The sequence below is a fragment of the Bacillus sp. FSL E2-8868 genome, from assembly GCF_038005505.1.
Classification (GTDB): Bacteria; Bacillota; Bacilli; order Bacillales; family Bacillaceae_G; genus Bacillus_A; species Bacillus_A mycoides.
Map to the genome: position 1 here is coordinate 627,032 of NZ_JBBOTI010000001.1, position 26,010 is coordinate 653,041.

Annotated in this window: 25 protein-coding genes; 23 read left to right on the top strand and 2 right to left on the bottom strand. The window is 37.3% G+C overall.

Translation table 11 applies throughout. The features are described from left to right. Positions 1–80: 80 nt before the first annotated feature. The 15 genes from accB to NSS74_RS03510 all read left to right on the top strand — a co-directional run bounded on the left by accB (position 81) and on the right by NSS74_RS03510 (position 15,475). Complete coding sequence (accB, locus tag NSS74_RS03440; RefSeq protein WP_002033941.1) at positions 81–569, top strand: acetyl-CoA carboxylase biotin carboxyl carrier protein; 489 nt, start codon at positions 81–83, stop codon at positions 567–569. Between the two features lie 16 nt (positions 570–585). Further along, complete coding sequence (gene accC, locus NSS74_RS03445; RefSeq protein ID WP_002015065.1) at positions 586–1,938, top strand: acetyl-CoA carboxylase biotin carboxylase subunit; 1,353 nt, start codon at positions 586–588, stop codon at positions 1,936–1,938. 22 nt (positions 1,939–1,960) lie between these two features. Then, a complete protein-coding gene (locus tag NSS74_RS03450) occupies positions 1,961–2,353 on the top strand; it encodes an Asp23/Gls24 family envelope stress response protein (protein WP_000807630.1) in 393 nt (130 codons plus the stop codon). Between the two features lie 348 nt (positions 2,354–2,701). After that, complete coding sequence (nusB, locus tag NSS74_RS03455; RefSeq protein WP_002067080.1) at positions 2,702–3,094, top strand: N utilization substance protein NusB; 393 nt, start codon at positions 2,702–2,704, stop codon at positions 3,092–3,094. Positions 3,095–3,117: 23 nt separating this feature from the next. Then, positions 3,118–3,978: a bifunctional methylenetetrahydrofolate dehydrogenase/methenyltetrahydrofolate cyclohydrolase FolD gene (folD, locus tag NSS74_RS03460; RefSeq protein WP_002067081.1), complete on the top strand. Its 861-nt coding sequence runs from the start codon at positions 3,118–3,120 to the stop codon at positions 3,976–3,978. A 26-nt stretch (positions 3,979–4,004) separates the two neighbouring features. Then, positions 4,005–5,363: an exodeoxyribonuclease VII large subunit gene (gene xseA / locus NSS74_RS03465; protein ID WP_002015068.1), complete on the top strand. Its 1,359-nt coding sequence runs from the start codon at positions 4,005–4,007 to the stop codon at positions 5,361–5,363. Continuing rightward, on the top strand, positions 5,353–5,583 hold the full coding sequence (gene xseB, locus NSS74_RS03470; protein WP_000428422.1) for an exodeoxyribonuclease VII small subunit: 231 nt from the start codon (positions 5,353–5,355) through the stop codon (positions 5,581–5,583). Before xseA ends, xseB begins: the two co-directional genes overlap by 11 nt. Then, positions 5,583–6,476 (top strand): (2E,6E)-farnesyl diphosphate synthase, encoded by an 894-nt coding sequence (ispA, locus tag NSS74_RS03475; protein ID WP_002015072.1) that lies wholly within the window; start codon positions 5,583–5,585, stop codon positions 6,474–6,476. Before xseB ends, ispA begins: the two co-directional genes overlap by 1 nt. Before the next feature lie 307 nt (positions 6,477–6,783). After that, positions 6,784–8,676 (top strand): 1-deoxy-D-xylulose-5-phosphate synthase, encoded by a 1,893-nt coding sequence (dxs, locus tag NSS74_RS03480; protein WP_002143098.1) that lies wholly within the window; start codon positions 6,784–6,786, stop codon positions 8,674–8,676. A 3-nt stretch (positions 8,677–8,679) separates the two neighbouring features. After that, positions 8,680–9,519 carry a TlyA family RNA methyltransferase gene (locus tag NSS74_RS03485; protein ID WP_002015074.1) on the top strand — a complete coding sequence of 280 codons (840 nt, stop codon included), beginning with the start codon at positions 8,680–8,682 and terminating at the stop codon, positions 9,517–9,519. Between the two features lie 142 nt (positions 9,520–9,661). Further along, the gene (gene argR / locus NSS74_RS03490) at positions 9,662–10,111 is read left to right on the top strand and encodes an arginine repressor ArgR (RefSeq protein ID WP_002015076.1); all 450 of its coding nucleotides are present in this window, start codon (positions 9,662–9,664) and stop codon (positions 10,109–10,111) included. A 270-nt stretch (positions 10,112–10,381) separates the two neighbouring features. Further along, positions 10,382–12,121, top strand: a complete 1,740-nt coding sequence (gene recN, locus NSS74_RS03495; RefSeq protein ID WP_002088564.1) for a DNA repair protein RecN — start codon at positions 10,382–10,384, stop codon at positions 12,119–12,121. 119 nt (positions 12,122–12,240) lie between these two features. Next, on the top strand, positions 12,241–13,533 hold the full coding sequence (spoIVB, locus tag NSS74_RS03500) for a SpoIVB peptidase (protein ID WP_002015079.1): 1,293 nt from the start codon (positions 12,241–12,243) through the stop codon (positions 13,531–13,533). Positions 13,534–13,819: 286 nt separating this feature from the next. Next, positions 13,820–14,614 (top strand): sporulation transcription factor Spo0A, encoded by a 795-nt coding sequence (gene spo0A / locus NSS74_RS03505; protein WP_002015081.1) that lies wholly within the window; start codon positions 13,820–13,822, stop codon positions 14,612–14,614. 297 nt (positions 14,615–14,911) lie between these two features. Then, positions 14,912–15,475 carry a PRK06770 family protein gene (locus NSS74_RS03510; RefSeq protein WP_002033955.1) on the top strand — a complete coding sequence of 188 codons (564 nt, stop codon included), beginning with the start codon at positions 14,912–14,914 and terminating at the stop codon, positions 15,473–15,475. A gap of 240 nt (positions 15,476–15,715) precedes the next feature. Here the strand turns inward: NSS74_RS03510 and NSS74_RS03515 are convergent, their stop codons facing one another. Beyond that, positions 15,716–15,862, bottom strand: coding sequence for a YycC family protein (locus NSS74_RS03515; protein WP_001247671.1), 147 nt, complete (start codon positions 15,860–15,862; stop codon positions 15,716–15,718). 50 nt (positions 15,863–15,912) lie between these two features. Here NSS74_RS03515 and NSS74_RS03520 point away from each other — a divergent pair, with 50 nt between their 5' ends. Beyond that, entirely contained in the window at positions 15,913–16,641 is a 729-nt protein-coding gene (locus NSS74_RS03520; RefSeq protein WP_002033957.1) for a glycerophosphodiester phosphodiesterase, read from the top strand. Positions 16,642–16,692: 51 nt separating this feature from the next. On the opposite strand, the gene NSS74_RS03525 is transcribed toward NSS74_RS03520, so the two are convergent. Continuing rightward, complete coding sequence (locus NSS74_RS03525; protein ID WP_001190193.1) at positions 16,693–16,926, bottom strand: DUF2627 domain-containing protein; 234 nt, start codon at positions 16,924–16,926, stop codon at positions 16,693–16,695. A 137-nt stretch (positions 16,927–17,063) separates the two neighbouring features. On the opposite strand from NSS74_RS03525, the gene NSS74_RS03530 reads away from it, so the two are divergent. The 7 genes from NSS74_RS03530 (at position 17,064) to bfmBAB (ending at position 26,010) form a co-directional block, all read left to right on the top strand. Then, positions 17,064–19,136: a sigma-54 interaction domain-containing protein gene (locus tag NSS74_RS03530; protein ID WP_002033958.1), complete on the top strand. Its 2,073-nt coding sequence runs from the start codon at positions 17,064–17,066 to the stop codon at positions 19,134–19,136. A gap of 195 nt (positions 19,137–19,331) precedes the next feature. After that, positions 19,332–20,231, top strand: a complete 900-nt coding sequence (gene yqiS, locus NSS74_RS03535; protein ID WP_002033959.1) for a phosphate butyryltransferase — start codon at positions 19,332–19,334, stop codon at positions 20,229–20,231. A 35-nt stretch (positions 20,232–20,266) separates the two neighbouring features. After that, positions 20,267–21,367, top strand: coding sequence for a leucine dehydrogenase (locus tag NSS74_RS03540; RefSeq protein ID WP_002015088.1), 1,101 nt, complete (start codon positions 20,267–20,269; stop codon positions 21,365–21,367). 87 nt (positions 21,368–21,454) lie between these two features. Next, complete coding sequence (gene buk / locus NSS74_RS03545; protein ID WP_002088555.1) at positions 21,455–22,558, top strand: butyrate kinase; 1,104 nt, start codon at positions 21,455–21,457, stop codon at positions 22,556–22,558. Between the two features lie 4 nt (positions 22,559–22,562). Continuing rightward, the gene (gene lpdA / locus NSS74_RS03550; RefSeq protein ID WP_002033960.1) at positions 22,563–23,984 is read left to right on the top strand and encodes a dihydrolipoyl dehydrogenase; all 1,422 of its coding nucleotides are present in this window, start codon (positions 22,563–22,565) and stop codon (positions 23,982–23,984) included. Positions 23,985–24,011: 27 nt separating this feature from the next. Further along, a complete protein-coding gene (bfmBAA, locus tag NSS74_RS03555) occupies positions 24,012–25,013 on the top strand; it encodes a 3-methyl-2-oxobutanoate dehydrogenase subunit alpha (RefSeq protein ID WP_002033961.1) in 1,002 nt (333 codons plus the stop codon). A gap of 13 nt (positions 25,014–25,026) precedes the next feature. After that, a complete protein-coding gene (gene bfmBAB, locus NSS74_RS03560) occupies positions 25,027–26,010 on the top strand; it encodes a 3-methyl-2-oxobutanoate dehydrogenase subunit beta (RefSeq protein WP_000290070.1) in 984 nt (327 codons plus the stop codon).

Here is a 26,010-nt window from a genome sequence, read left to right on the forward strand (position 1 = left end):
TACATCGTATTTTTACAGTAAATCAGTTTGATGCCAATCTGTAAAAACGGGACAAACAAGAGTATGGGAGTGGATTTTACATGTTTAAAATTCAAGAAGTTCGTGAATTAATTAAATTAATTGATAGCTCTAATATTGATGAATTTGAATACAAAAAAGACGGTACAACAATCAAAATGAAAAAACGTGGTAATGAAGTAGTTACTGTGCAAGCACCGGTAACGAAACAGGTAGTACAGCCAGCAGCATCTGTCGAAGTAGAAACAGCAGTAGCGGCAGCGCAAGTAGAAGCGCCAAAACAAGAAGAGAAGAAAGTTGTTCAAGATGAAAACCTACATAAAATCACATCACCGATGGTAGGGACATTTTATTCCTCTTCTTCGCCTGATACACCTCAATATGTAAGTGTTGGGGACAGAGTATCGAAAGATTCTATCGTATGTATTGTTGAAGCTATGAAATTATTTAACGAAATTGACGCAGATGTAGAGGGCGAAATTGTTGAGATTCTTGTTAATAACGGACAGCTTGTTGAGTATGGACAACCGCTATTTCTTGTAAAAGCGTAATAAGGGAGTCTTTGTGATGATAAAAAAAGTATTAATAGCCAATCGTGGGGAAATTGCTGTACGAATTATTCGTGCTTGTAAAGAAATGGATATTGAAACAGTTGCAATTTATTCAGAAGCAGACAAAGAGTCACTTCATGTGCAAATTGCAGATGAAGCGTATTGTGTTGGACCAACGATTTCAAAAGAAAGCTATTTAAATTTGACGAACATTATTAGTGTTGCGAAATTAACAGGTTGTGATGCAATTCATCCGGGATATGGATTTTTAGCAGAGAATGCAGATTTTGCAGAATTATGCCGTGAGTGTAACTTGATTTTTATCGGTCCAAGCCCAGAAGCCATTTCAAAGATGGGCACAAAAGACGTTGCACGTGATACAATGAAAGAAGCAGGGGTTCCGATTGTACCAGGTTCACAAGGGATTATTAAAAATACCGAAGAAGCGATCGAGCTTGCTAATCAACTTGGATATCCAGTTATCATTAAAGCGACTGCAGGTGGCGGCGGAAAAGGTATTCGTGTTGCGCGCCATGAAGAAGAGCTTGTAAAAGGAATTCAAATTACACAGCAAGAAGCCAGTACCGCTTTTGGGAACCCTGGTGTATACTTGGAGAAGTACGTTGAAGATTTCCGCCATGTTGAGATTCAAATAATGGCAGATACACATGGAAATGCCATTCATTTAGGAGAGCGTGATTGTACAATTCAGCGCCGTCTGCAAAAACTATTAGAAGAAAGTCCATCACCTGCACTTGATGAGAATATTCGCAAGCAAATGGGTGAGGCAGCAGTTAAAGCGGCGGTAGCGGTTGATTATACAGGTGCTGGTACGGTTGAGTTTATTTATGAATATAAAACGAAAAGCTTTTATTTCATGGAGATGAATACGAGAATCCAAGTTGAACATCCAGTTACTGAAATGGTAACAGGGATGGATTTAATTAAAGAACAAATTCTTGTTGCTTCTGGAGAAAAGTTATCGTTACAGCAAGAAGAAGTACAATTTAATGGTTGGGCAATGGAATGTCGAATTAATGCGGAAAACCCTGCCAAAAAATTTATGCCATCTCCAGGTAAAGTAGAAATGTACTTACCACCAGGCGGATTTGGTATTCGCGTCGATTCAGCTGTATATCCGGGATATTCAATACCACCTTTCTATGATTCGATGGTTGCTAAATTAATTGTTCACGGAAAAACACGTGAAGAGGCAATTGCAAAAATGAAGCGAGCGCTCAGTGAGTTTGTCATTGAAGGCGTACATACAACAATCCCGTTCCATTTGCAATTGCTAGAGCATCCTGATTTTGTAAAAGGTGAGTTTAACACGAAATTTTTGGAAGAGCATGAACTTGTGACGCAGTGATACATTAAAGGAGGTTTTTTTCATGGCTGAACATATGTTAGATATGGGTCAAGATACAACTCTTGGAAAAGTAGAAATTGCACCAGAAGTAATCGAAGTAATTGCAGGTATTGCAGCTGCTGAAGTAGAAGGTGTAGCGGCAATGCGTGGTAATTTTGCTACAGATGTTGTTGAGAAGTTAGGTAAGAAAAATCATGGTAAAGGTGTAAAGGTTGAATTAGCAAACGAAGATATTATTGTTGACCTTTACGTTGTGATGTATTTTGGTGTAGCGATTCCGGTTGTTGCACAAAAAATTCAAGACAATATTCGCCAAGCACTCTTTACAATGACAGGACTTGAGCCAAAAGAAGTGAACGTTCACATCGTTGGCGTAACATTCGAAACACAAAAAACAGAAATCGAACCAGTGTAAGAGTGGAAAAAGGTGCCTAGTAAAATAGGCATCTTTTTTATCGTTTCATTTCTTCACAAATTAAAACCCTCTAATTATTATACTATTTCAAAAAAAAAGAAAAATAAAACGGTATGTTTCATTTTTCCAAAAAACGTACATTGTGATAAGATATGGAACTTGAAGTTAATCTTTTTATTATTTTTCAGCCTTGTACCCCGTGTGTGAAACGATAAATTGTGTTATTATCATTGTATTATAAGGTTGGAAAATCAATGAAAACTGCAAGAGTAAGTGAATTGACGGCTTATAAATTATAATAATATAACAAAACATAAGGAAAGACTTGAAGTATAAAGGAGAGTTACAATGAAACGTAGGACGGCTAGAGAAAGAGCAATGCAAGCATTATACCAAATGGATATTACAGGTGAATTAGAACCGAAAGTAGCGGTGGAAAATACGCTAGATGAAGGCGAAGAAACAAATGAGTTTCTAGAATCACTTGTTGTAGGATTTGTAGACAACAAAGAAGAAATTGACGCAGCAATTCGTCAAAATTTAAAAAAGTGGAAGCTTGAGCGTATTAGTATTGTTGATCGCAGTATTTTACGTGTAGCTGTGTGTGAGATGAAATACATGGAAGAAATTCCGCACAATGTAACAATTAACGAAGCAATTGAAATCGCAAAAACATTTGGGGATGAGGAATCTCGTCGTTTTATTAACGGCGTTTTATCTAATATAAAAGATACACTGTAATTTCTTTAAGGGGGAAACTTAAAATGGTAGCAGTAATCATCAAAGGAAATGAAGTTGCGGAGAAAAAACGAGCACAATTAAAAGAAAAAGTTGTGAAGTTAAAAGAGCAAGGGATTGTACCAGGATTAGCAGTTATTTTAGTTGGAGAAGATCCAGCATCTCGTTCTTATGTAAAAGGAAAAGAAAAAGGCTGTGAGCAAGTAGGAATCTATTCAGAGCTAATTGAACTTCCTGAAACGATTACTGAGGAGCGTTTGCTTGCTGAAATCGATCGCTTAAATGGAGACGACCGCATTAATGGCATATTGGTACAATTACCTTTACCAAAACATATTGAAGAAAAAGCTATCATTGAAAGAATTTCACCGGAAAAGGATGTAGATGGATTTCACCCAATCAGCGTAGGACGTATGATGACGGGACAAGACACATTCCTTCCATGTACACCGCATGGCATTTTAGAATTAGTAAAAGAAACGAATCTTGATATTTCTGGAAAGCATGTTGTTGTAATTGGAAGAAGTAATATTGTTGGTAAACCAGTGGGGCAACTGTTTTTAAATGAAAATGCAACTGTCACATATTGTCATTCTAAGACGCAAAATATAAAAGAATTATCGAAGTTAGCTGATATTTTAATCGTAGCCGTTGGACGACCGAAAATGGTAACAGCTGACTATATTAAAGAGGGTGCGGTTGTAATTGATGTTGGTGTTAACCGTTTAGAAACAGGCAAACTTTGTGGTGATGTTGATTTTGACAATGTATTAGACGTTGCAGGTTACATTACGCCTGTGCCAAAAGGAGTCGGCCCAATGACTATTACAATGCTTCTTCACAACACTGTGGAGTCTGCAAAGCGTGCAGGTGTTGTTTGTCAATAATTTGAATCGGCTATGAGGAGAGAGAAATGGAGAAACAATATTTAACCGTTACAGCATTAACACGCTATATTAAAACAAAAATAGAGTATGATCCGCATTTACAGTCTGTTTGGTTAAAAGGAGAAATTTCCAACTTTAAATATCATAGTCGTGGTCATATGTATTTTACATTGAAAGATGAAAATGCAAGAATTGCAGCGGTTATGTTTGCGGGTCATAATCGTAACATTAAATTCAGGCCGGAAAATGGAATGAAAGTACTTGTAAAAGGAAAGATTTCTGTTTATGAGGCGAGTGGTTCTTATCAAATTTATATTCAAGACATGCAGCCTGACGGAATTGGAAACTTGCATTTAGCTTATGAGCAATTAAAAGTTCGTTTAGAGGAAGAGGGTTTGTTTTCTCAAGTTTATAAAAAAATAATTCCTCCGTATGCTAAAACAATAGGTGTAATCACGTCGCCAACAGGAGCAGCAATTCGCGATATTATAACAACAATTAAACGTCGTTATCCAATTGGAAATGTTATTGTGTTTCCTGTACTTGTACAAGGGGAGTCAGCAGCTCCCTCGATTGTACAAGCAATTCGTACAGCGAATGAAATGGGAGATATTGATGTTTTAATTGTTGGACGTGGTGGAGGCTCTATTGAAGAATTATGGGCCTTTAATGAGGAAGTAGTTGCAAGAGAAATTTTCACAAGTGAGATTCCGATTATTTCGGCTGTAGGCCATGAAACAGATTTTACAATCGCAGATTTTGTCGCGGATTTACGTGCACCAACACCGACTGCAGCAGCTGAGCTGGCGGTACCTAATACTATAGAGTTACAAGAAAAGGTATTACAAAGAACTCTGAGATTGCAAAGAGCAATGAGAGAGAGAGTACATAAAAAAGAAGAAAAACTGCAAGTGTTACAAAAATCTTATGCGTTCCGTTATCCAAGGCAAGTGTACGAGCAAAAAGAAGAGCAGTTAGACAGGGCTCTTGAACAACTTGTTTTAGCGAAAGAGCGTTATATAGATAAAAAAGTAAATCAATTAAAGCAACTTTCATTTTATTTAGAAAAGCACCACCCATCTCAAAAAATTATACAAACGAAAACGGCAATTGAAACGTTGCAAAAGCAGTTGCAACGTGAAATGCAAACATTACTTCAAACGAAGGAGTTCGTATTTGTGAGAGCGGCTCAAAAGCTTGAGGTATTAAGCCCGCTTAAAGTAATGATGAGAGGGTATGGGCTTGTATACGATGAAGAGAAACAAGTATTAAAAAGCGTGAAAGATGTTAGCCTTGGAGATGCTGTTTCGGTTCAATTACAAGATGGAATACTAGATTGTAGCGTATCAAGCATAGAGGAGCGTGAATTGAATAATGGAAAATAAGTTAAGCTTTGAAGAAGCAATTTCGCAGCTTGAGCATCTCGTTTCTAAGCTTGAACAAGGTGATGTACCTTTAGAGGAAGCAATTTCTTATTTTAAGGAAGGCATGGAATTATCTAAGCTTTGTGATGAGAAATTGAAAGATGTACAAGAACAAATGGCAGTTATCCTTGGGGAAGATGGAGAGCTTAAACCGTTTACTGCTTTAGGAGATGAAGCATAGTGACACATATAGCTTTTGATGCTTTTTTGAAAGAGAGTAAAACTTTCGTAGAAGAAAAGCTTGTAAGCTATGCAAATGAATTACAATGTCCAAATGTGCTTCGTGAAGCGATGGCATATTCTTTGGAAGCGGGTGGGAAACGTCTCCGCCCGTTACTTTTATTTGCAACGTTACAAGCGTTTGGGAAAGAAAGAAATCTTGGAGTGGGTGCAGCTTGTGCCCTTGAAATGATTCATACATATTCGTTAATTCATGATGATTTACCTTGTATGGATGATGATGATCTAAGACGAGGAAAGCCTACAAATCATAAAGTATTTGGTGAAGCAATGGCAGTTTTAGCGGGAGATGGTTTGTTGACATATGCTTTTCAAGTTATTATGGCATATGAGCAAAAAGAAATCTCTGCTGAAAAAAAAGTAAGACTTGTACTTGAGCTTGCGAAAGCAGCAGGACCTGAAGGAATGGTTGCTGGACAAGTGGCAGATATGGAAGCTGAAGGAAAACGACTTACAATTAATGAATTAGAGTACATTCATAATCATAAGACAGGTAAACTGCTTGAGTTTGCTGTACTTGCAGGCGCGATACTTTCTGATGCTACAGAAGAGCAAGAAGAGAAGTTACTTGCATTTGCGAAATATATCGGTCTAGCTTTCCAAATTAGAGATGATATTTTGGATGTAGAAGGAACAGAAGAAGAGATTGGAAAACCGATTGGTAGTGATGCTTCCAACGAGAAGAGCACATATACGACGTTATTTACTGTAGATAGAGCAAAATCTATTTTAGAGGAGAAAATTGCAAAAGCAAAAGATTCTATTAGCTCCTTACAATTACAAGATGAATATTTACTATCTATTTGTGATTTAATCGCAAAACGTAATAACTAATATAACAGCGTTTCCATTTGTTGAGTCATTCATCATTTTATGATATAAATGTAGGAAAGGTTTTTCTTTTCTTGTTATTGGCAAAAATATATGTAGATTACATTGCCGTTATCACTTCGTGTTAGCGGCTATTTTTTTCATCACGTAAAGAAATATGATGTATAATATGATAAGTGAAAAAATGGAAGTGTTTTCTGAAAGCAGGACAAGATAAAAAGAATAGAAAAGATAATTTCTTGTGTTGTGTAAATGTTTCTTATAATATTTGACATGTTGACAGATTATGAAATGAAAGTGAGTGATCCATGTGGATCTAACGCAAATTCAAAACCCTAGTTTTTTGAAAGATATGTCTATCAGTGAACTAGAGGGGTTGAGTGAGGATATTCGTAAGTTTTTAATTGAAGAGCTCTCTCAAACAGGTGGACATATTGCACCTAATTTAGGTGTAGTAGAACTCACAATTGCTCTGCATAAATTATTTGATAGTCCGAAAGATAAGTTTTTATGGGACGTAGGACATCAATCCTATGTACATAAAATTTTAACAGGGCGTGCGAAAGAATTCGGCACATTAAGGCAATACCAAGGTCTATGTGGTTTTCCAAAACGCTGCGAGAGTGAGCATGATGTTTGGGAAACTGGTCATAGTTCAACGTCGTTATCTGCTGCAATGGGAATGGCTCTAGCACGTGATTTAAAGAAAACGGAAGAATACGTTATACCAATCATTGGCGATGGTGCATTAACAGGCGGAATGGCTTTAGAGGCATTGAACCACATTGGGCATGAAAAAACGGACATGATTGTTATTTTGAATGACAATGAAATGTCAATTGCACCAAACGTCGGTGCACTTCATAATGTACTTGGTCGTTTACGTACCGCAGGGAAGTACCATTGGGTAAAAGATGAACTAGAGTATATATTGAAGAAAATCCCAGCAGTCGGCGGGAAAGTTGCTGCGACAGCAGAGAAAATAAAAGATAGTCTAAAATATTTACTAGTATCAGGCGTCTTTTTTGAAGAATTAGGCTTTACATATTTAGGTCCGGTCGATGGGCATGATTATGAAAAGTTATTCGAAACGTTGCAATATGCAAAGAAAACAAAAGGCCCAGTACTTGTTCATGTTATTACGAAAAAAGGAAAAGGTTATAAACCAGCTGAAAGTGACGTTATTGGAACTTGGCATGGAACAGGATCGTATAAAATTGAGTCAGGTGACTTCGTTAAACCGAAAGAAGTTGCACCAGCATGGAGTGCTGTTGTTAGTGAAACAGTGCTTAAGCTAGCGAGAACGGATGAACGTATCGTTGCAATTACGCCTGCAATGCCTGTTGGATCGAAACTTGAGAAATTCCAAAAAGAATTTCCGGATCGCATGATTGATGTAGGTATTGCAGAGCAGCATGCTACAACAATGGCAGCTGGTATGGCAACACAAGGGATGAAGCCGTTCTTAGCAATTTATTCAACATTTTTACAAAGAGCATACGACCAAGTTGTTCATGATATTTGTCGCCAAAATTTAAATGTTTTCATTGGAATAGATCGCTCTGGATTAGTAGGAGCAGACGGTGAAACGCATCAAGGTGTATTTGACATCGCGTTTTTACGTCACTTGCCGAATATGGTGCTTATGATGCCGAAAGATGAAAATGAAGGTCAACATTTAGTATATACAGCGATGCAATACGAAGATGGACCGATTGCTTTACGTTATGCACGCGGAAATGGACTTGGCGTTCAAATGGATGAAGAATTAAAGGCGATTCCAATCGGTACATGGGAAACGTTAAAAGAAGGCACACAAGCAGCAATTTTAACGTTTGGTACGACAATCCCGATGGCAATGGAAGCAGCTGAGCGTCTTGAACAAGCTGGAGTATCAGTGAAAGTAGTGAATGCTCGCTTTATTAAGCCGATGGACGAAGCATATTTACATGATCTTTTAGGGAAAAATATACCGATTTTAACGATTGAAGAGGCTTGTTTAATCGGTGGCTTTGGAACGGGAGTAGTTGAATTTGCTTCTGAGAACGGATACCATAGTGCTTTAATTGAACGAATGGGTATTCCTGATCGCTTCATAGAGCATGGTAGTGTAACAAAACTGTTAGAAGAAATTGGTTTAACAACAGATGCTGTTGTAGACCGTATTCATACAATGATTCCATCAAAACAAAAAAGGGCGTAACAAATGAGCGTAAAAAAAGAAAGAGTAGATGTACTATTAGTAGAGCGAGGACTTATAGAAACGCGTGAGAAGGCTAAACGTGCTGTTATGGCAGGTCTTGTATATGCGAATGAAATGAGACTCGATAAGCCAGGGGAGAAAATCTCACAAGATACGGAGATTACGGTGAAAGGGCAAGTCATGCCGTATGTAAGCCGTGGTGGTTATAAGCTTGAAAAGGCATTAGAAACATTTCAACTTGATTTACAAGATAAGGTTATGATAGATATTGGTTCATCAACTGGTGGTTTTACAGACTGTGCGCTTCAAAATGGGGCGAAGTTATCCTACGCATTAGATGTAGGATATAATCAACTTGCGTGGAAATTGCGTCAAGATGAGCGTGTTGTTGTGATGGAACGAACGAACTTCCGTTACGTGACACCGGCAGATTTAGAGCGTGGTTTACCGCAGTTTGCAAGTATTGATGTTTCATTTATATCATTAAGGCTTATATTGCCGGTTTTAAAAACAATGCTTATGCCAAATGGTGATGTAGCTGCATTGATTAAACCTCAGTTTGAAGCTGGACGAGAACAAGTCGGGAAAAAAGGCATTGTTCGTGATAGAAAAGTACATGAAGCTGTCGTGGAAATGATTGTCGATTTTGCTCTTAAGGAAGGCTATAATATCGAAGGTTTAACATTCTCACCAATTACAGGCGGGGATGGAAATATTGAATTTTTAATTCATCTAAAGTGGCACGGTGAGCGTGAGAATGGCGAAAATCATTCTCCGGTTTCTATTGAGCAAGTTGTTACAGAAGCACATGATGTTCTAAAACAAAAAGGGAAAGGGGAATAACATATGTTGTTCCTCTTTTTGTTGTAATCGTATAATGATTGTAAAAACAATTGTGTACAAGTAATGGATTATACGGTAACATAAATAAATGAAGTATACCAATGTTTAAACTATGGTAAGAGATAGTGTGAGGTGCAAATGTATGAATAAAGGTCAGCGCCATATTAAAATCAGGGAAATTATTGCTAACAAAGAAATTGAAACACAAGATGAACTAGTTGATATTTTACGTAATGTGGGGTTTAATGTAACGCAAGCAACAGTATCGCGCGATATTAAAGAACTGCACTTAGTGAAGGTGCCATTACATGATGGCCGCTATAAATATAGCTTGCCAGCAGATCAACGATTTAATCCGTTGCAAAAATTAAAACGAAATCTAGTGGATTCATTTGTAAAATTAGACACGGCAGGACATATGCTTGTGCTAAAAACATTGCCTGGTAACGCTCATTCACTTGGGGCACTCATTGATCATTTAGAGTGGGATGAGATCGTCGGAACCATTTGTGGTGATGATACTTGCTTAATTATTTGCCGTACACCTGAAGATACAGGTGTTGTCTCTGATCGTTTCTTAAATATGCTTTAACAGAAAAATCTTGTTTACTTTCCTCTGTAAAGTGGAAAGTAAACAAGATATTTTTATTGGCGAAAAATACGGATTTTCAAATACAATACATTATTTTTTTTGAATGAAGTTAGAAAATAGGTGGATTGACCCGTAAAACGAATGTTTGGTACAATGGAGCGGGTTAGAAGAGTAATTTATACATACAAACATATAGTATAACTATTTGAATGAAGAATACTGAGAAAAGCCCTTAATAGGGGATTAGTTTATAACGAGGTGAATGGGGCATTGTTATCGGAATTATCGATCAGAAACTTTGCTATTATTGAGGCATTAAATATTTCTTTTCAAAAAGGTTTAACCGTTTTAAGTGGTGAAACAGGAGCTGGAAAATCCATTATTATTGATGCAATTAGTTTGCTTGTTGGTGGCCGTGGTTCAGCAGAATTTGTTCGATATGGAACAGAAAAGGCTGAGATAGAAGGCTTATTCTATGTAGAAGATGACAAGCATCCATGTATCGCAAAGGCAGAAGAGTTAGATATAGAAATAGAAGATGGCATGATTATTTTGAAGCGTGACATCGCTGCGAACGGAAAAAGTGTCTGTCGTGTAAATGGGAAACTTGTTACACTCAGCATATTAAAAGAGATTGGAAAAACGCTAGTTGATATTCATGGACAGCATGAAACACAAGATTTAATGAATGAAGAACGTCATATGTTTATGCTTGATCATTTTGATGGAAATCGCATTGTTAAACAATTGGGCATATATCAAAATGTATATACAGACTATGAGAAGTTAAAAAAACAGCTGAAATCTTTAAGTGAAAATGAACAACAAATGGCCCATCGTCTAGATTTAATTCAATTCCAACATGAAGAAATTCGTAAGGCGGATTTAAAAATGGATGAAGAATATGAATTGACTGAGGAACGATTAAAAATCTCCAATTTTGAAAAGATTTATAAAGCATTAGGAGATGCGTATCGTTCGTTAAGTGGAGACGGACAGGGATTGGATCACGTAAGAAATGCAATGGGACAAATGGAGAGTATTACGCACTTAGATGAAGCGTATCAAGAAAATCATGATTCTATTGCGAATAGTTATTACTTATTAGAAGAAGTTGCATATCAGCTTAGAGAAAAATTAGATATGATGGAATATGATCCGAAACGTCTAGATGAAATTGAAACACGTTTGAATGAAATCCGTATGTTAAAGAGAAAGTATGGAAATACTGTAGAAGAGATTTTAGCGTATGCTGATAAAATTGAACAAGAAATTTTTACGATTGAAAATAAAGACGTACATATTGAAACGACGAGAAAGCAGTTAACGAAATTAGAAGGTGTTATTGTAAAAGAAGCAACGTTGTTAAGTACTATGCGTCATGAGCTTGCAGATCATCTTACAAGCGCTATTCATCAAGAATTAAAAGAACTATATATGGAAAAAACGAAATTTGAAGTGAGAATTATGAAGAGGGTAGGAAATGTAGAAGAACCTCTCGTGGAAGGAACACCGGTAAAACTTACGGCGGATGGCTACGATCATGTGGAATTTTATATTTCAACGAATCCGGGTGAACCGTTAAAGCCACTTTCAAAGGTCGCTTCTGGCGGAGAGTTATCTCGTATTATTTTAGCTTTAAAAAGCATTTTTTCTAAGCATCAAGGTGTTGCATCTGTTATTTTTGATGAAGTGGATACGGGTGTGAGTGGTCGGGTTGCACAGGCTATTGCGGAAAAAATTTATCGTGTATCAGTAAACTCGCAAGTACTTTGTATTACGCACTTACCTCAAGTAGCTTCAATGGCGGACTCTCATTTATTTATTAGAAAACAAGTGGCGAATGATCGTACGATTACATCGGTTACTGTGTTAAGTACGGATGAAAAAGTAACAGAAATTGCTCGAATGATTTCTGGTGTTGAAATTACAGATTTAACGACAGAGCATGCGAAAGAGTTACTTACGCAAGCGCATCATTTCAAACAGACAGCAGAGGCTATCCAGTAATGGATAGCTTTTTTTTCTCAAATGACGATTTCTTAATTCTTCCGGTTATAAATAAAGCGCTGCAAGGAGAGATTAAAAAGTGAAGCCAAGAGGCTGAATGTGGGGTAGGAGCGAGGAGAGTGAACAAATTGAAATTAGAAAGATTTCGAAAAATAATAGGTCTTTGTCTCCTTGTTTCTCTAGTTTTTATTGGATGTTTTAAACCGCTTCGAACGTTTATTTCATCTCCGAAGCAACTTGTTGTTTTTGAAGGACAACAATCAGAAATAGCATCATTACCAGTTTTTAAGGCTGCATCTACAAATCGTAATGTGTTTACTGTAAGTTCAAATGAACAAGAACTTATGGTAAATTCTCACCAAAATGGTGAAGCTGATATGGTGTTTCAACTTGCTGGATTTCCAGTGAAAAAAGTAAATGTGAAAGTATTAAAAGATTTTAAAGTTATTCCAGGTGGACAATCGATTGGTGTAAAATTGAACACAAAAGGTGTACTTGTTGTAGGCCATCATTTAATTCAAACTGAAAAGGGTAAAGTATCTCCTGGTGAAACAGCTGGTGTACAGATTGGAGATATGATTACTGAAATCAATGGTAAAACAATTGAAAGAATGAGTGATGTAGCACCATTTATTCATAATAGTGGAGAAACAGGTGAACCGCTTAATCTTGTTTTATTAAGAGATGGAAAATATATTCGTGCTAAGCTAACACCACAAAAAGACAATGGTGAATCCTCTTACCGAATTGGACTGTATATTCGTGATTCAGCAGCTGGTATCGGAACGATGACATTTGTACATCCAGATTCTATGAAATATGGAGCGCTTGGTCATGTAATTTCCGATAATGATACAAAAAAGCCAATTCAAGTAGAAGATGGACAAATTATGCGTTCGACAGTAACGTCTATTGAAAGAGGAAGTCACGGGAACCCGGGAGAAAAATTAGCAAGATTTTCACCGGATCGTGAAGTGATTGGTAATATTACAATAAATAGCCCGTATGGTATTTTTGGGAAATTAAACACAGATATGACAAACGGCATAATGGATAAAGCAATGCCTATCGCATTATCCCATCAAGTAAAAGAAGGGCCAGCGAAAATATTAACAGTTATTGATCAAGATAAGGTGGAAGCGTTTGATATTGAAGTTGTTAGTACGGTACCACAAAAGTTCCCGGCTACAAAAGGTATGGTTATAAAAGTGACAGATAAACGTTTACTAGCAAAAACGGGTGGTATTGTACAAGGAATGAGTGGAAGTCCGATTGTACAAAATGGGAAAGTAATTGGTGCGGTTACACATGTATTTGTAAATGATCCAACGTCAGGATACGGTGTTCATATTGAATGGATGTTACATGAGGCTGGAATTAATATTTATGATCAAGAGAAAAAAGCGAGCTAATACATATTAGCTCGCTTTTCTTTTGAAAAATTCGTTGAAATTTTGTAAAAGCTCCGCAAGAGCTGTTTTTTGTTGTAAGATATAAGCAAAGGGTTGAACGTTTCGCTGTAATTCTATGATGGAATGTGTTGCGAAAGTAAAAAAATGAACGATAAACATATTTTTTTGTGATTTTATCGGAAAGTAAGAAACTTTAAAGGGAATTTTCACACAATTGTCGAACAATTCATGTAGCCTAGAAGCTTACACATGTCGGAAGAATCGATTCGGTAAGGGAGGAAAAACTGTGGAGAAAATTAAAGTATGTCTTGTGGATGATAATAAAGAATTGGTATCGATGCTAGAGAGTTATGTTGCTGCCCAAGATGATATGGAAGTTATCGGAATTGCTTACAATGGTCAAGAATGTTTAAACTTATTGAAAGAAAAGCAGCCTGATATACTCGTTTTAGACATTATTATGCCACATTTAGATGGTCTAGCTGTGCTAGAGAAAATGCGACATATTGAAAGGTTAAGACAACCTAGCGTTATTATGTTGACAGCATTCGGACAAGAAGATGTGACGAAAAAAGCGGTTGATTTAGGGGCATCATATTTCATATTAAAACCATTTGATATGGAGAATTTAACAAGTCATATTCGTCAAGTTAGTGGTAAGGAAAGTGCTACTATTAAACGTCCATTACCATCTTTCCGATCAGCAACAACGATAGATGGAAAACCGAAAAACTTAGATGCGAGTATTACAAGTATCATTCATGAAATTGGTGTACCCGCTCATATTAAAGGGTACATGTACTTACGAGAAGCAATCTCTATGGTGTACAATGATATCGAATTACTAGGATCTATTACGAAAGTATTATATCCAGATATTGCAAAGAAATATAATACAACAGCAAGCCGTGTCGAGCGCGCAATCCGTCACGCAATTGAAGTAGCTTGGAGCCGTGGGAATATTGATTCTATTTCGTCCTTATTTGGTTATACTGTATCCATGTCAAAAGCAAAACCTACGAATTCCGAGTTCATCGCAATGGTTGCGGATAAGCTAAGACTTGAACATAAGGCTAGCTGAGAGGAAGAGTAGTAAGGGATTTAAGTTTTAGTAGAGCTTAATAATTCTTGAAATTTATACTCGATATCAATTTTAAAACCAATAAACTTTTATTTAATGACCAATGAATTTTAGAATTCGTTGGTCTTTTTATTTTGTTGAGAAAAAGAGGGAGAAGTGATATCGATTTTATCAAAATTATTTGGGTAGATAAAAAGGGTTGTTTGATATTATGGAAAATAAAACCTGTTTTTAGTAATATTACATATAAGTGAGTTTTTTAAGGTAATTAAATAGGTATACAGAGGGAGAAGGGAAATGAAAAACAAAATATTAACTTGGCTAGGAATAGTAGCAGCTATGGGAGTTCTTGCTGTTGCAGTTACATTTGGAATGTTAGAGCTTGCCGATAATCCAGTAGATAAAGAAGTGAGTGCTCAAATAGATAAAAAAGAAGACCCAACGATAGTAGGTAGAGAGGTAGATGGAGTCTTTGTTGATGTGTATGTTACTGAAAATTCTACTGAAAGCGAAGTCATTACAGCGATGTATCACATGACTCATCAAAAAGTAGTGGCAGAACGAAAATCGGGATCCATCCCAATGATTCAAAATAACGCTGAAAAATTAAAAAAAATCATAAATAAGAGTAGTTTTGCGAAGAAAAATGAGCTTGTAGCAATTGCTGATAGATGGGCGAAAAAAGATTTTAGTAAAATTGTAGAAGATCACAATTTTTTCTCGGATGCTCAAGAGGGTAATGTTTGTAAAGCCACTAGAGCGATGGATGCGGTAGAAGAGCAACATTATATTTTAACTACATTCGGGGAGGAAAAAGCGAAAGAACTATACGAATCAGGGGATACTCCGCACGTTCAATAAAAAATAATATGAAGGGCTTCTAGTTTTTTTATTACCTTGCTTTAAGGGGGCAATGGTGACTTGTGAATAAATATTCTGCTTTCTTTATGACTTGTAACAAAAAAGAAGATATATAATTCATTATTAAATGATGAAGTGAAGGCTAAATCGCATCGTAGTACATCTGTTAAAGGATTTTAGTGGGGAAGTCATCCATGATATAATAGATGATAATAAAAAGCCCTGCAAAACAGGACTATATTATTCTTCGTCTTTATTTTGTTTTTCTAATTCAACTAACTTTTGGATTAAAATATGCTGTGGCATATGCATAAGTTGTTCAAGTGGAACACCTAACGCTTTTGATAGGCGGACTGCAGTGTCTGGAGAAATTTGTAATGGTCTCATAGAAGTACCTCCTTTTTCGTATAGTATAGCATAAGATTGGGGGAGTGAGGATGACTCTTATATTTGCGCATCGTGGTGCGGCGGGAACGTATCCGGAAAATACAATGATTTCATTTGAAGCGGCGGAGGCTTTCGGGGCAGACGGAATTGAACTCGATGTTCAATTCACGAAAGATGGAAAAGTTGTTGTTATTCATGATGAAACGGTGGATCGGACAACAAATGGAAAAGGTGCGGTTCGAAATTATTTATATGAGGATTTATGTAAGTTGGATGCGAGTTATAAATTCGGTGACAAAGTAGGTTTTTGCAAAATACCTCTTCTAGAAGAGGTGTTAGAATGGCTCGCAAAAACGAAATTGCTACTCAATATTGAACTGAAAAATAATAAAATCCCATACAGAGGTTTAGAAGAAGAGGTTATAACACTTGTACGTAAGTTTAGTCTAGAGGATCGGATTGTGTTTTCTTCTTTTAATCACTACAGTATGAAGCGATGTCATATGATGGCTCCTGATATTCAAACAGCTATTTTGTATCGTGAAGGTTTGCATAGCCCGTGGGCATATGCAAAAAAGATGGGTGCTACTGCAGTACATCCGAATTATCGTTATCTTCAAGATGCTATCGCTGAATTAACGATGGGAAGTGGTGTGGAGGTTCGTCCTTACACGATAAATGAAGAAACGCTTATGCGTAAATATTTTGATATGAATATATCAGCGATTATTACTGATTATCCTGAAACAGCAAGAACTTTATTACCGATAAAAAAATGAGACCTAATATAATGGTCTCATTTTTTATTTATGATATGTGAAAACTTTGTTTTATCTTCTGAAGCGTGCTTGTACTTTATTTCTCTTACGATCTCTGTGTAAGACGAAGCCGCCGAAGATATAAAACCCGAGTGCGAAGCAAAGAGCGCCGATTAAAAATTGTAACCATAATATAGGGATTGGGGAGAACAAAATCCCAAATACAGTATCTCTCATTAGTTTAATACCAAGCACGGCTAATGAAATGGGGATGAGTGCTAATAATAGAGCGAGGTAACGCTGCATACATAACGCTCCTTTTCAGATTATTTTGTGTATTTTAATGATGTTATATGGAATGGGGGTTTGTCAAGAGGTTGCTGAACGAGTAAGATAAGAATGTGAAAAATTTTGCAGAGATACTTCGAGAGGAAGTGTAATGTATGAAACAAAATGTGTTAATTGTTGGAGCAGGTGAAGGTGGGAGTACACTGCTGAGTCTGTTGCAAAATTCGAATATATTTCAAATTATAGGAGTTATTGATAGTAATCCAATTGCGAAAGGATTACAAATCGCAAAGGAATATGGGACTCCGATTGGTGATAGTGTAACTCCGTTTCTTTCTATGCATATTGATGTAATGTTTGATATGACAGGTGATTATGATTTACATAAAGTTTTATTGGGAAGCAAGCATAAAGACACCCTTCTTATACCAGGGGATATTGCAAAAATTGTTACGAGACTAGCGCATGAGAAGGAAAGCTTAATTGGAAAGCTAGAAGAACAGACGCAACAAGGGAATTTAATTTTAAATTCAACGCATGACGGTATGATTGTTATAGACCAAGAGGGACAAGTTCGTCTGTTTAATAAAAGCGCAGAGCGTATTACTGGATATAAAAAAGAGGAAGCAATAGGGAAATATATTTTAGAAGTTATTCCAACGAGTAAGTTGCTTCGTATTATACGCACGAAAAAAATAGAAGTGAATCATGAACTGACGTTAGAGAATGAAAAAAAGATTATTACAACGCGTATTCCGATATTAAAAGAAGGTGGAGAGGTTCAAGGGGCATTTGCGATTTTTAAAGACATTACAGAAGTTGTAGATTTAGCGGAAGAAGTTACAGACTTAAAAGAAATTCAAACGCTACTTGAGGCGATTATTAACTCATCTGAGGAAGCAATTTCGGTTGTTGATGAGAAAGGAAGAGGACTAGTTATAAACCCTGCTTATACGAAGTTAACGGGTTTGACTGAAGAAGAAATTATTGGGAAGCCGGCTACAACTGATATTGTGGAAGGTGAAAGTATGCATATGAAAGTACTTCGGACGCGCCGAGCGGTACGAGGAATACATATGAAGATTGGGCAAAAAAAGCGAGATGTAATTGTAAACGTAGCACCGGTTATTGTCGATGGGATATTGAAAGGGAGCGTCGGGGTAATTCGCGATGTATCAGAAATTCAAAAGTTAACAAATGAATTGAATAGGGCAAGACAAATTATTCGAACGTTAGAAGCAAAATATTCATTTGATGATATTGTTGGTGATTCAGATGAAACGACGGCAGCTATTGAACAAGCAAAACTTGGAGCGAATACACCGGCAACAGTATTGCTTAGAGGGGAATCTGGTACGGGGAAAGAGTTATTTGCACACGCTATTCATAACAGTAGTAATCGAAAATACAATAAGTTTGTACGAGTAAACTGTGCTGCTATTTCTGAGACCTTATTAGAAAGTGAATTATTCGGTTATGAGGAAGGCGCGTTTTCTGGAGCGAAAAGAGGCGGGAAACGAGGATTCTTTGAAGAAGCGAATAATGGAAGTGTTTTTTTAGATGAAATCGGAGAGTTATCTGCAAATACGCAAGCGAAGCTCCTTCGTGTGCTACAAGAAAAAGAAATTGTGAAAGTAGGGGGAACGAAAGCGATACCTATTAATGTCCGGGTAATTGCAGCAACACATGTGAATTTAGAAAAGGGCATTCTAGAAGGAGAGTTCAGAGAGGACTTATATTATCGTTTAAATAAAATCCCGATTCAAATTCCTTCCCTTCGTCAGCGTAAAGGAGATATACCAGCGATTGCAGAAAGGTTAATTCAAAAAATTAATCAAGATTATGGTCGTAATGTAGAAGGACTCACCGATTCAGCCGTTTCGTATTTACAATCATATGAATGGCCAGGGAATGTTAGGGAACTTGAAAATATTTTAGGGCGAGCTATTATCTTTATGAATTATAACGAAATATATATTGATGTACATCATTTACCGCCTTTACATAAAGAAGAACAAGTAGAGCCGAAACAAAATAATTTATTACCTGAATTAGAAGAGAAGGCCCTTGAACACCTAGTGACAGAATTTGAGGGGAATATTATCCGTGAATATTTAGAGAAATTTGATGGGAACAAAACGAAGACTGCAAAAGCGTTAGGAATTTCAGTTCGAAACTTATATTACAAGCTAGAAAAGTATGACTGTGCAAAAAATAGCATGCAATAAATTGCGTACCGTGCAATTTATTGCGTGGTATACAAAAAGCGACAAAACGAGACAGAATATTGCGTTGTTTTCCAAAGTATTGATTTTGCTGCATTTTGAATGCGTTTTCATTATTGGTAAGACCACTTTTTAAAGTTGGCACGGTATTTGCTTAATGAATAGACGAGGGACGACGGAAAGGGTTGATTACAAAATATGAAGTTAGAACACTTAATTGATCAAGCAGCAGGACAGCCTAAAAAAACTGTGGCTGTAGCAGTAGCTGAAGATCATGAAGTAATTGAAGCTGTAGCGAAAGCAATCAAGTTACAGCTAGCTCAATTTCGTCTATATGGAAATCAAGAGAAAATAATAGGGATGCTACAAGAGCATGGGCTACAAACTTCAGAACATATTGAAGTGATTGCAGCAGCGTCAAGTGCTGAGGCTGCAGAACTTTCTGTTAAATCTGTAAGCAATGGCGAAGCAGATGTGCTAATGAAGGGGAACATCCCAACAGCAAATATTTTGAAAGCTGTATTAAATAAAGAGTGGGGACTTCGTAAGGGCAGCGTGCTTTCACATGTTGCAGCGTTTGAAGTTCCAAATTACGATCGTCTTATTTTTGTTACAGACGCAGCGATGAACATTGCACCTGATGTAACACAAAAAGCTGCTATTATACAAAATACTGTAGAAGTTGCCCAGGCAATAGGAATTGATTTGCCAAAGGTAGCGCCAATTGCAGCGGTAGAGGTTGTTAATCCTGCGATGCAAGCGACAATTGATGCAGCGATGTTAACTCAAATGAATCGCCGCGGACAAATTAAAAATTGTGTCGTTGATGGACCACTTGCTTTAGATAATGCAGTATCACAAATTGCAGCAGAACATAAAGGCATAGTAAGTGATGTAGCAGGTAAGGCAGACATTTTACTCGTCCCAACGATTGAAGCTGGAAATGTGCTATATAAATCACTCGTCTATTTTGCAAATGCAAAGGTAGGAGCGATGATTGCTGGCGCTAAAGCACCGATTGTTTTAACATCACGTGCTGATTCAGCAGAAACAAAAGTATATTCATTAGCATTGGCAGTTGCGACTGCTTCAAAATAAACCAAATAGGGTAAAACAATTAGGGGGAAACGACAATGACATTAGAAATCTTCGAATACTTAGAAAAATATGATTATGAGCAAGTGGTATTTTGTCAAGATAAAGAATCTGGTTTAAAAGCAATCATTGCAATCCATGATACAACACTTGGACCAGCTCTTGGTGGAACAAGAATGTGGACATATGATTCTGAAGAAGCGGCGATTGAAGATGCATTGCGTCTTGCAAAAGGGATGACATACAAAAATGCAGCAGCTGGTTTAAACTTAGGTGGTGCAAAAACAGTAATTATCGGTGATCCACGTAAAGATAAAAGCGAAGCGATGTTCCGTGCATTAGGACGCTACATTCAAGGACTAAACGGACGTTACATTACAGCTGAAGATGTTGGTACAACAGTAGATGATATGGATATTATCCATGAGGAAACTGATTTTGTAACAGGGATTTCACCATCATTTGGTTCTTCTGGTAACCCATCTCCAGTAACTGCATACGGTGTTTACCGTGGTATGAAAGCAGCTGCAAAAGAAGCATTTGGTACAGATAACCTAGAAGGAAGAGTAATTTCTATTCAAGGTGTTGGTAATGTAGCATATCACCTATGCAAACATTTACACGCTGAAGGAGCAAAATTAATCGTTACAGATATTAATAAAGAAGCTGTACAACGTGCAGTAGAAGAATTCGGTGCAACAGCAGTTGAGCCAAATGAAATTTACGGTGTTGAATGTGATATTTACGCACCATGTGCATTAGGCGCAACAGTTAATGATGAAACTATTCCACAACTTAAAGCAAAAGTAATCGCTGGTTCTGCAAATAACCAATTAAAAGAAGATCGTCACGGCGACCTTATTCATGAAATGGGTATTGTATACGCACCAGACTATGTTATTAATGCAGGTGGCGTAATTAACGTAGCAGACGAATTATATGGATACAATAGAGAACGTGCATTAAAACGTGTTGAGTCTATTTATGACACAATTGCAAAAGTAATCGAAATTTCAAAACGCGATGGCATAGCAACTTATGTAGCGGCAGATCGTCTAGCTGAAGAGCGCATTGCAAGCTTGAAAAACTCTCGTAGCACATACTTACGCAACGGTCACGACATTATTAGCCGTCGCTAATCATTCATATATAATTTTTACAAAAGGTGTGGTTACCTCTTATGAGGTTTCCACTTCCTTTTAAATTTATTAGTGGAGGTAGCAACATTGTCTGTAAATCGAATTCTTGTTATTAACCCAGGTAGTACATCCACAAAGATTGGTGTTTTTGATAATGAAAGACCCGTTCTAGAAGAAACTATTCGTCATGACGTAGAACAGATTGGAAAATATAAGCGAATTATCGACCAATATGAGTTTCGTAAAGAAACGATTTTAGAAGTTCTACATTCTCATGGTATTAACATTTCAAAATTAAACGCTGTTTGTGGGCGTGGTGGATTACTTCGTCCAATCGAAGGCGGTACGTATACAGTAAACGATGCGATGTTAGAAGATTTAAAAAATGGGTTTAGTGGTCATCACGCTTCAAACCTTGGAGGCATTTTAGCATATGAAATTGCTTCTGGATTAAACATTCCTGCATTCATTGTGGATCCTGTCGTTGTAGATGAGATGGAGCCAATTGCTCGTATAAGTGGTATTGCTGGTATGGAACGCAAAAGTATCTTCCATGCATTAAACCAAAAAGCGGTTGCTCGTAAAGTAGCAGATGAATTAAATCACAAATATGAGGATTTAAATTTATTAGTTACACATATGGGCGGCGGTATTACAGTTGGTGCTCATAAAAAAGGAAAAGTTATCGATGTGAATAATGGCTTAAACGGAGAAGGACCATTTAGTCCAGAGCGTGCTGGTACAGTACCAGTAGGACAATTAGTTGAAATGTGTTTTTCTGGTGAGTATTACCGAGACGAAATGGTTAAAAAACTTGTCGGACAAGGTGGACTTGTAAGCCTTATCGGTACAAACGATGCAATTAAAGTAGAACAAATGGTTGAAAAAGGTGATCCTGAGGCAACTCTTATTTATAAAGCAATGGCGTATCAAGTTGCAAAAGAGATTGGCGGAGCTAGTGCTGTACTTCACGGGAAAATCGATGCAATCGTATTAACTGGTGGACTTGCGTACAGTAAAATTCTTGTCGATGAAATAAAAGAACGTGTTCACTGGATTGCAGATGTTATCGTACATCCAGGAGAAGATGAATTACAAGCGTTAGCAGAAGGAGCACTTCGTGTATTACGTGAAGAAGAAGCTCCAAAAGAATATATTGTACGAGAAAAACAAACAGTAGCTAGGGGTTGAGATAATGGCAAGAGAATATGATTTAGTCATCGTTGGCGGCGGTACTGGTGGATATGTTGCTGCTATTCGTGCATCACAACTAGGGTTAAAAACTGCACTTGTTGAAAAAGAAAATCTTGGTGGTACTTGTTTACACAAAGGATGTATTCCTAGTAAAGCTCTTTTACGTAGTGCGGAAGTATACGCAACTGCTAAAAAAGGAGAAGAGTTCGGAGTTATTGCAAGTAATGTAGAACTAAACTTTGCTAAAGTACAAGAGCGTAAAGAGAAGATTGTAACGCAGCTTCATAAAGGCGTTCAGCATTTAATGAAACAAGGTAAAATTGATGTGTTTGAAGGTATTGGCCGTATTCTTGGCCCATCTATTTTCTCTCCAATGCCAGGTACAATTTCAGTTGAACTTGCAAGTGGAGAAGAGAATGAAATGTTAATTCCAAAAAATGTGCTTGTTGCGACAGGTTCTCGTCCAAATTCATTACCAGGATTAGAGTTAGACGGAGAGTATGTAATGTCTTCGGATCATGCCCTAAAAATGGAAACGCTTCCTAGCTCAATCATTATCGTTGGTGGCGGTGTAATTGGTATTGAGTGGGCATCTATGCTTGCTGACTTCGGTGTAGAAGTTACTGTATTAGAATATGCGAAAAACATATTACCACTAGAAGATAATGACGTTTCAAAAGAAATGCAACGTCTATTCAAGAAAAAAGGTATTAAAGTGGTAACTGGTGCAAAAGTATTACCAGAAACATTGGTAAAAGATAATGGAGTAACAATTCAAGCTGAACATAACGGTGAGAACAAAGCATTTAAAGCAGAAAAAATGCTTGTATCTGTCGGAAGACAAGCGAATACGCAAAATATGGGCTTAGAGAACACAGATATTGTTGTGGAAAAAGGATACATTCAAACAAATGAGTTTTATCAAACGAAGGAATCTCATATTTACGCAATTGGAGATGTAATCGGTGGCTTGCAACTTGCTCACGTTGCTTCTCATGAAGGAATTGTTGCAGTAGAACATATCGCTGGTAAAGAAGTTACACCAATTGATTATTCTATGGTATCAAAATGCGTATATAGTAGTCCAGAAGTTGCTTCTGTCGGCTTAACAGAACAAGAAGCAAAAGAAAAAGGCTATAAGTTAAAAGTCGGTAAGTTCTCATTCCGTGCAATCGGAAAGGCACTTGTATACGGAGAATCAGACGGTTTTGTAAAACTTGTAGTTGATGAAGAAACAAATGACATTCTCGGTGTTCATATGATCGGACCACATGTAACAGATATGATTTCTGAAGCTGGTCTTGCAAGAGTACTTGATGCAACACCTTGGGAAGTAGCACATACAATTCATCCGCATCCATCATTATCTGAGGCGATTGGTGAAGCTGCACTTGCTGTAGATGGAAGAGCGTTACACGCATAAAAATGTGGATTTAGGAGGTTATGAAAAATGGCAGAAGTAAAAGAAAAGCGCCATGAAGAGCTTGGCTTAAGTGATGAGCAAGTATTAGAAATGTTCCGTACGATGTTACTTGCACGTAAAATTGACGAACGTATGTGGTTATTAAACCGTGCAGGTAAAATTCCATTCGTAATTTCTTGTCAAGGACAAGAGGCTGCACAAGTTGGAGCGGCATTCGCTCTTGATAGAGAGAAAGATTATGCATTACCATACTACCGTGATATGGGTGTTGTACTAGCGTTTGGTATGACAGCTAAAGAGCTTATGTTGTCTGCTTTCGCAAAAGCTGGAGATCCAAACTCTGGTGGTCGTCAAATGCCTGGTCACTTCGGTCAAAAGAAAAATCGTATTGTTACAGGATCATCACCAGTAACAACGCAAGTACCACATGCAGTTGGTATTGCACTAGCTGGAAAAATGGAGAAGAAAGATTTAGTAACGTTCGTTACATTCGGAGAAGGCTCTTCAAACCAAGGTGACTTCCATGAAGGAGCAAACTTTGCTGGTGTACACAAACTACCTGTTATTTTCATGTGTGAAAATAACAAATATGCAATCTCTATTCCAGTTGAAAAACAATTAGCATGTAAAAACGTATCAGATCGTGCAATTGGTTACGGCATGCCTGGATATACAATAGACGGAAACGATCCGCTTGCAGTATATAAAGCTGTAAAAGAAGCAGCAGACCGCGGTCGTCGTGGTGAAGGTCCGACTTTAATTGAAGCAGTATCATATCGTTTGACAGCACATTCTAGTGACGACGATGATCGTGTTTATCGTGATAAAGAAGAGGTAGAAGAAGCGAAGAAAAAAGATTCAATTATAACATTTGCAGCTTATTTAAAAGAAGTTGGTGTGTTAACTGAGGAATTTGAAAAACAAATGCTAGACGAAATTATGCATATCGTAAATGAAGCAACAGAATATGCAGAAAATGCTCCGTATGCAGCACCTGAAGATGCATTGAAGCACGTATACGCAGAATAGGGGGGAACGTTTCATGGCTGTAATGTCTTATATTGATGCTATTACATTAGCAATGCGCGAAGAAATGGAACGCGATGAGAAAGTATTCGTTTTAGGAGAAGATGTTGGTAAAAAAGGTGGCGTGTTTAAAGCGACACACGGTTTGTATGATCAATTTGGTGAAGATCGTGCGCTTGATGCACCGCTTGCAGAATCTGCAATTGCTGGGGTAGCAATTGGTGCGGCAATGTATGGTATGCGTCCAATCGCTGAAATGCAGTTTGCTGATTTCATCATGCCAGCAGTAAACCAAATTGTTTCTGAGGCAGCAAAAATTCGTTATCGTTCTAACAACGATTGGACTTGTCCAGTTACAATTCGTGCGCCATTCGGCGGGGGTGTTCACGGTGCATTGTATCATTCACAATCTGTAGAAGCGATGTTTGCAAACCAACCAGGTTTAAAAATTGTTATCCCTTCTACACCATATGATGCAAAAGGCTTATTAAAAGCTGCAATTCGTGATGAAGATCCAGTATTATTCTTTGAGCATAAGCGTGCATATCGCTTAATTAAAGGTGAAGTGCCAGAAGATGACTATGTATTACCAATCGGAAAAGCAGATGTAAAACGCGAAGGTGATGATATTACTGTTATCACTTACGGATTATGTGTTCACTTTGCTCTTCAAGCAGCTGAGAAGTTAGCACAAGATGGAATCTCTGCACACATTCTTGATTTAAGAACGGTATATCCGTTAGATAAAGAAGCGATTATTGAAGCGGCTTCTAAAACAGGTAAAGTTCTTCTTGTAACAGAAGACAATAAAGAAGGAAGTATTATAAGTGAAGTGGCAGCAATTATTGCTGAAAACTGTCTGTTTGATTTAGATGCGCCAATCGCACGTCTTGCAGGTCCAGACGTTCCAGCAATGCCATATGCACCAACAATGGAAAAATTCTTTATGGTAAATCCAGATAAAGTTGAAAAAGCAATGCGTGAACTTGCGGAATTTTAA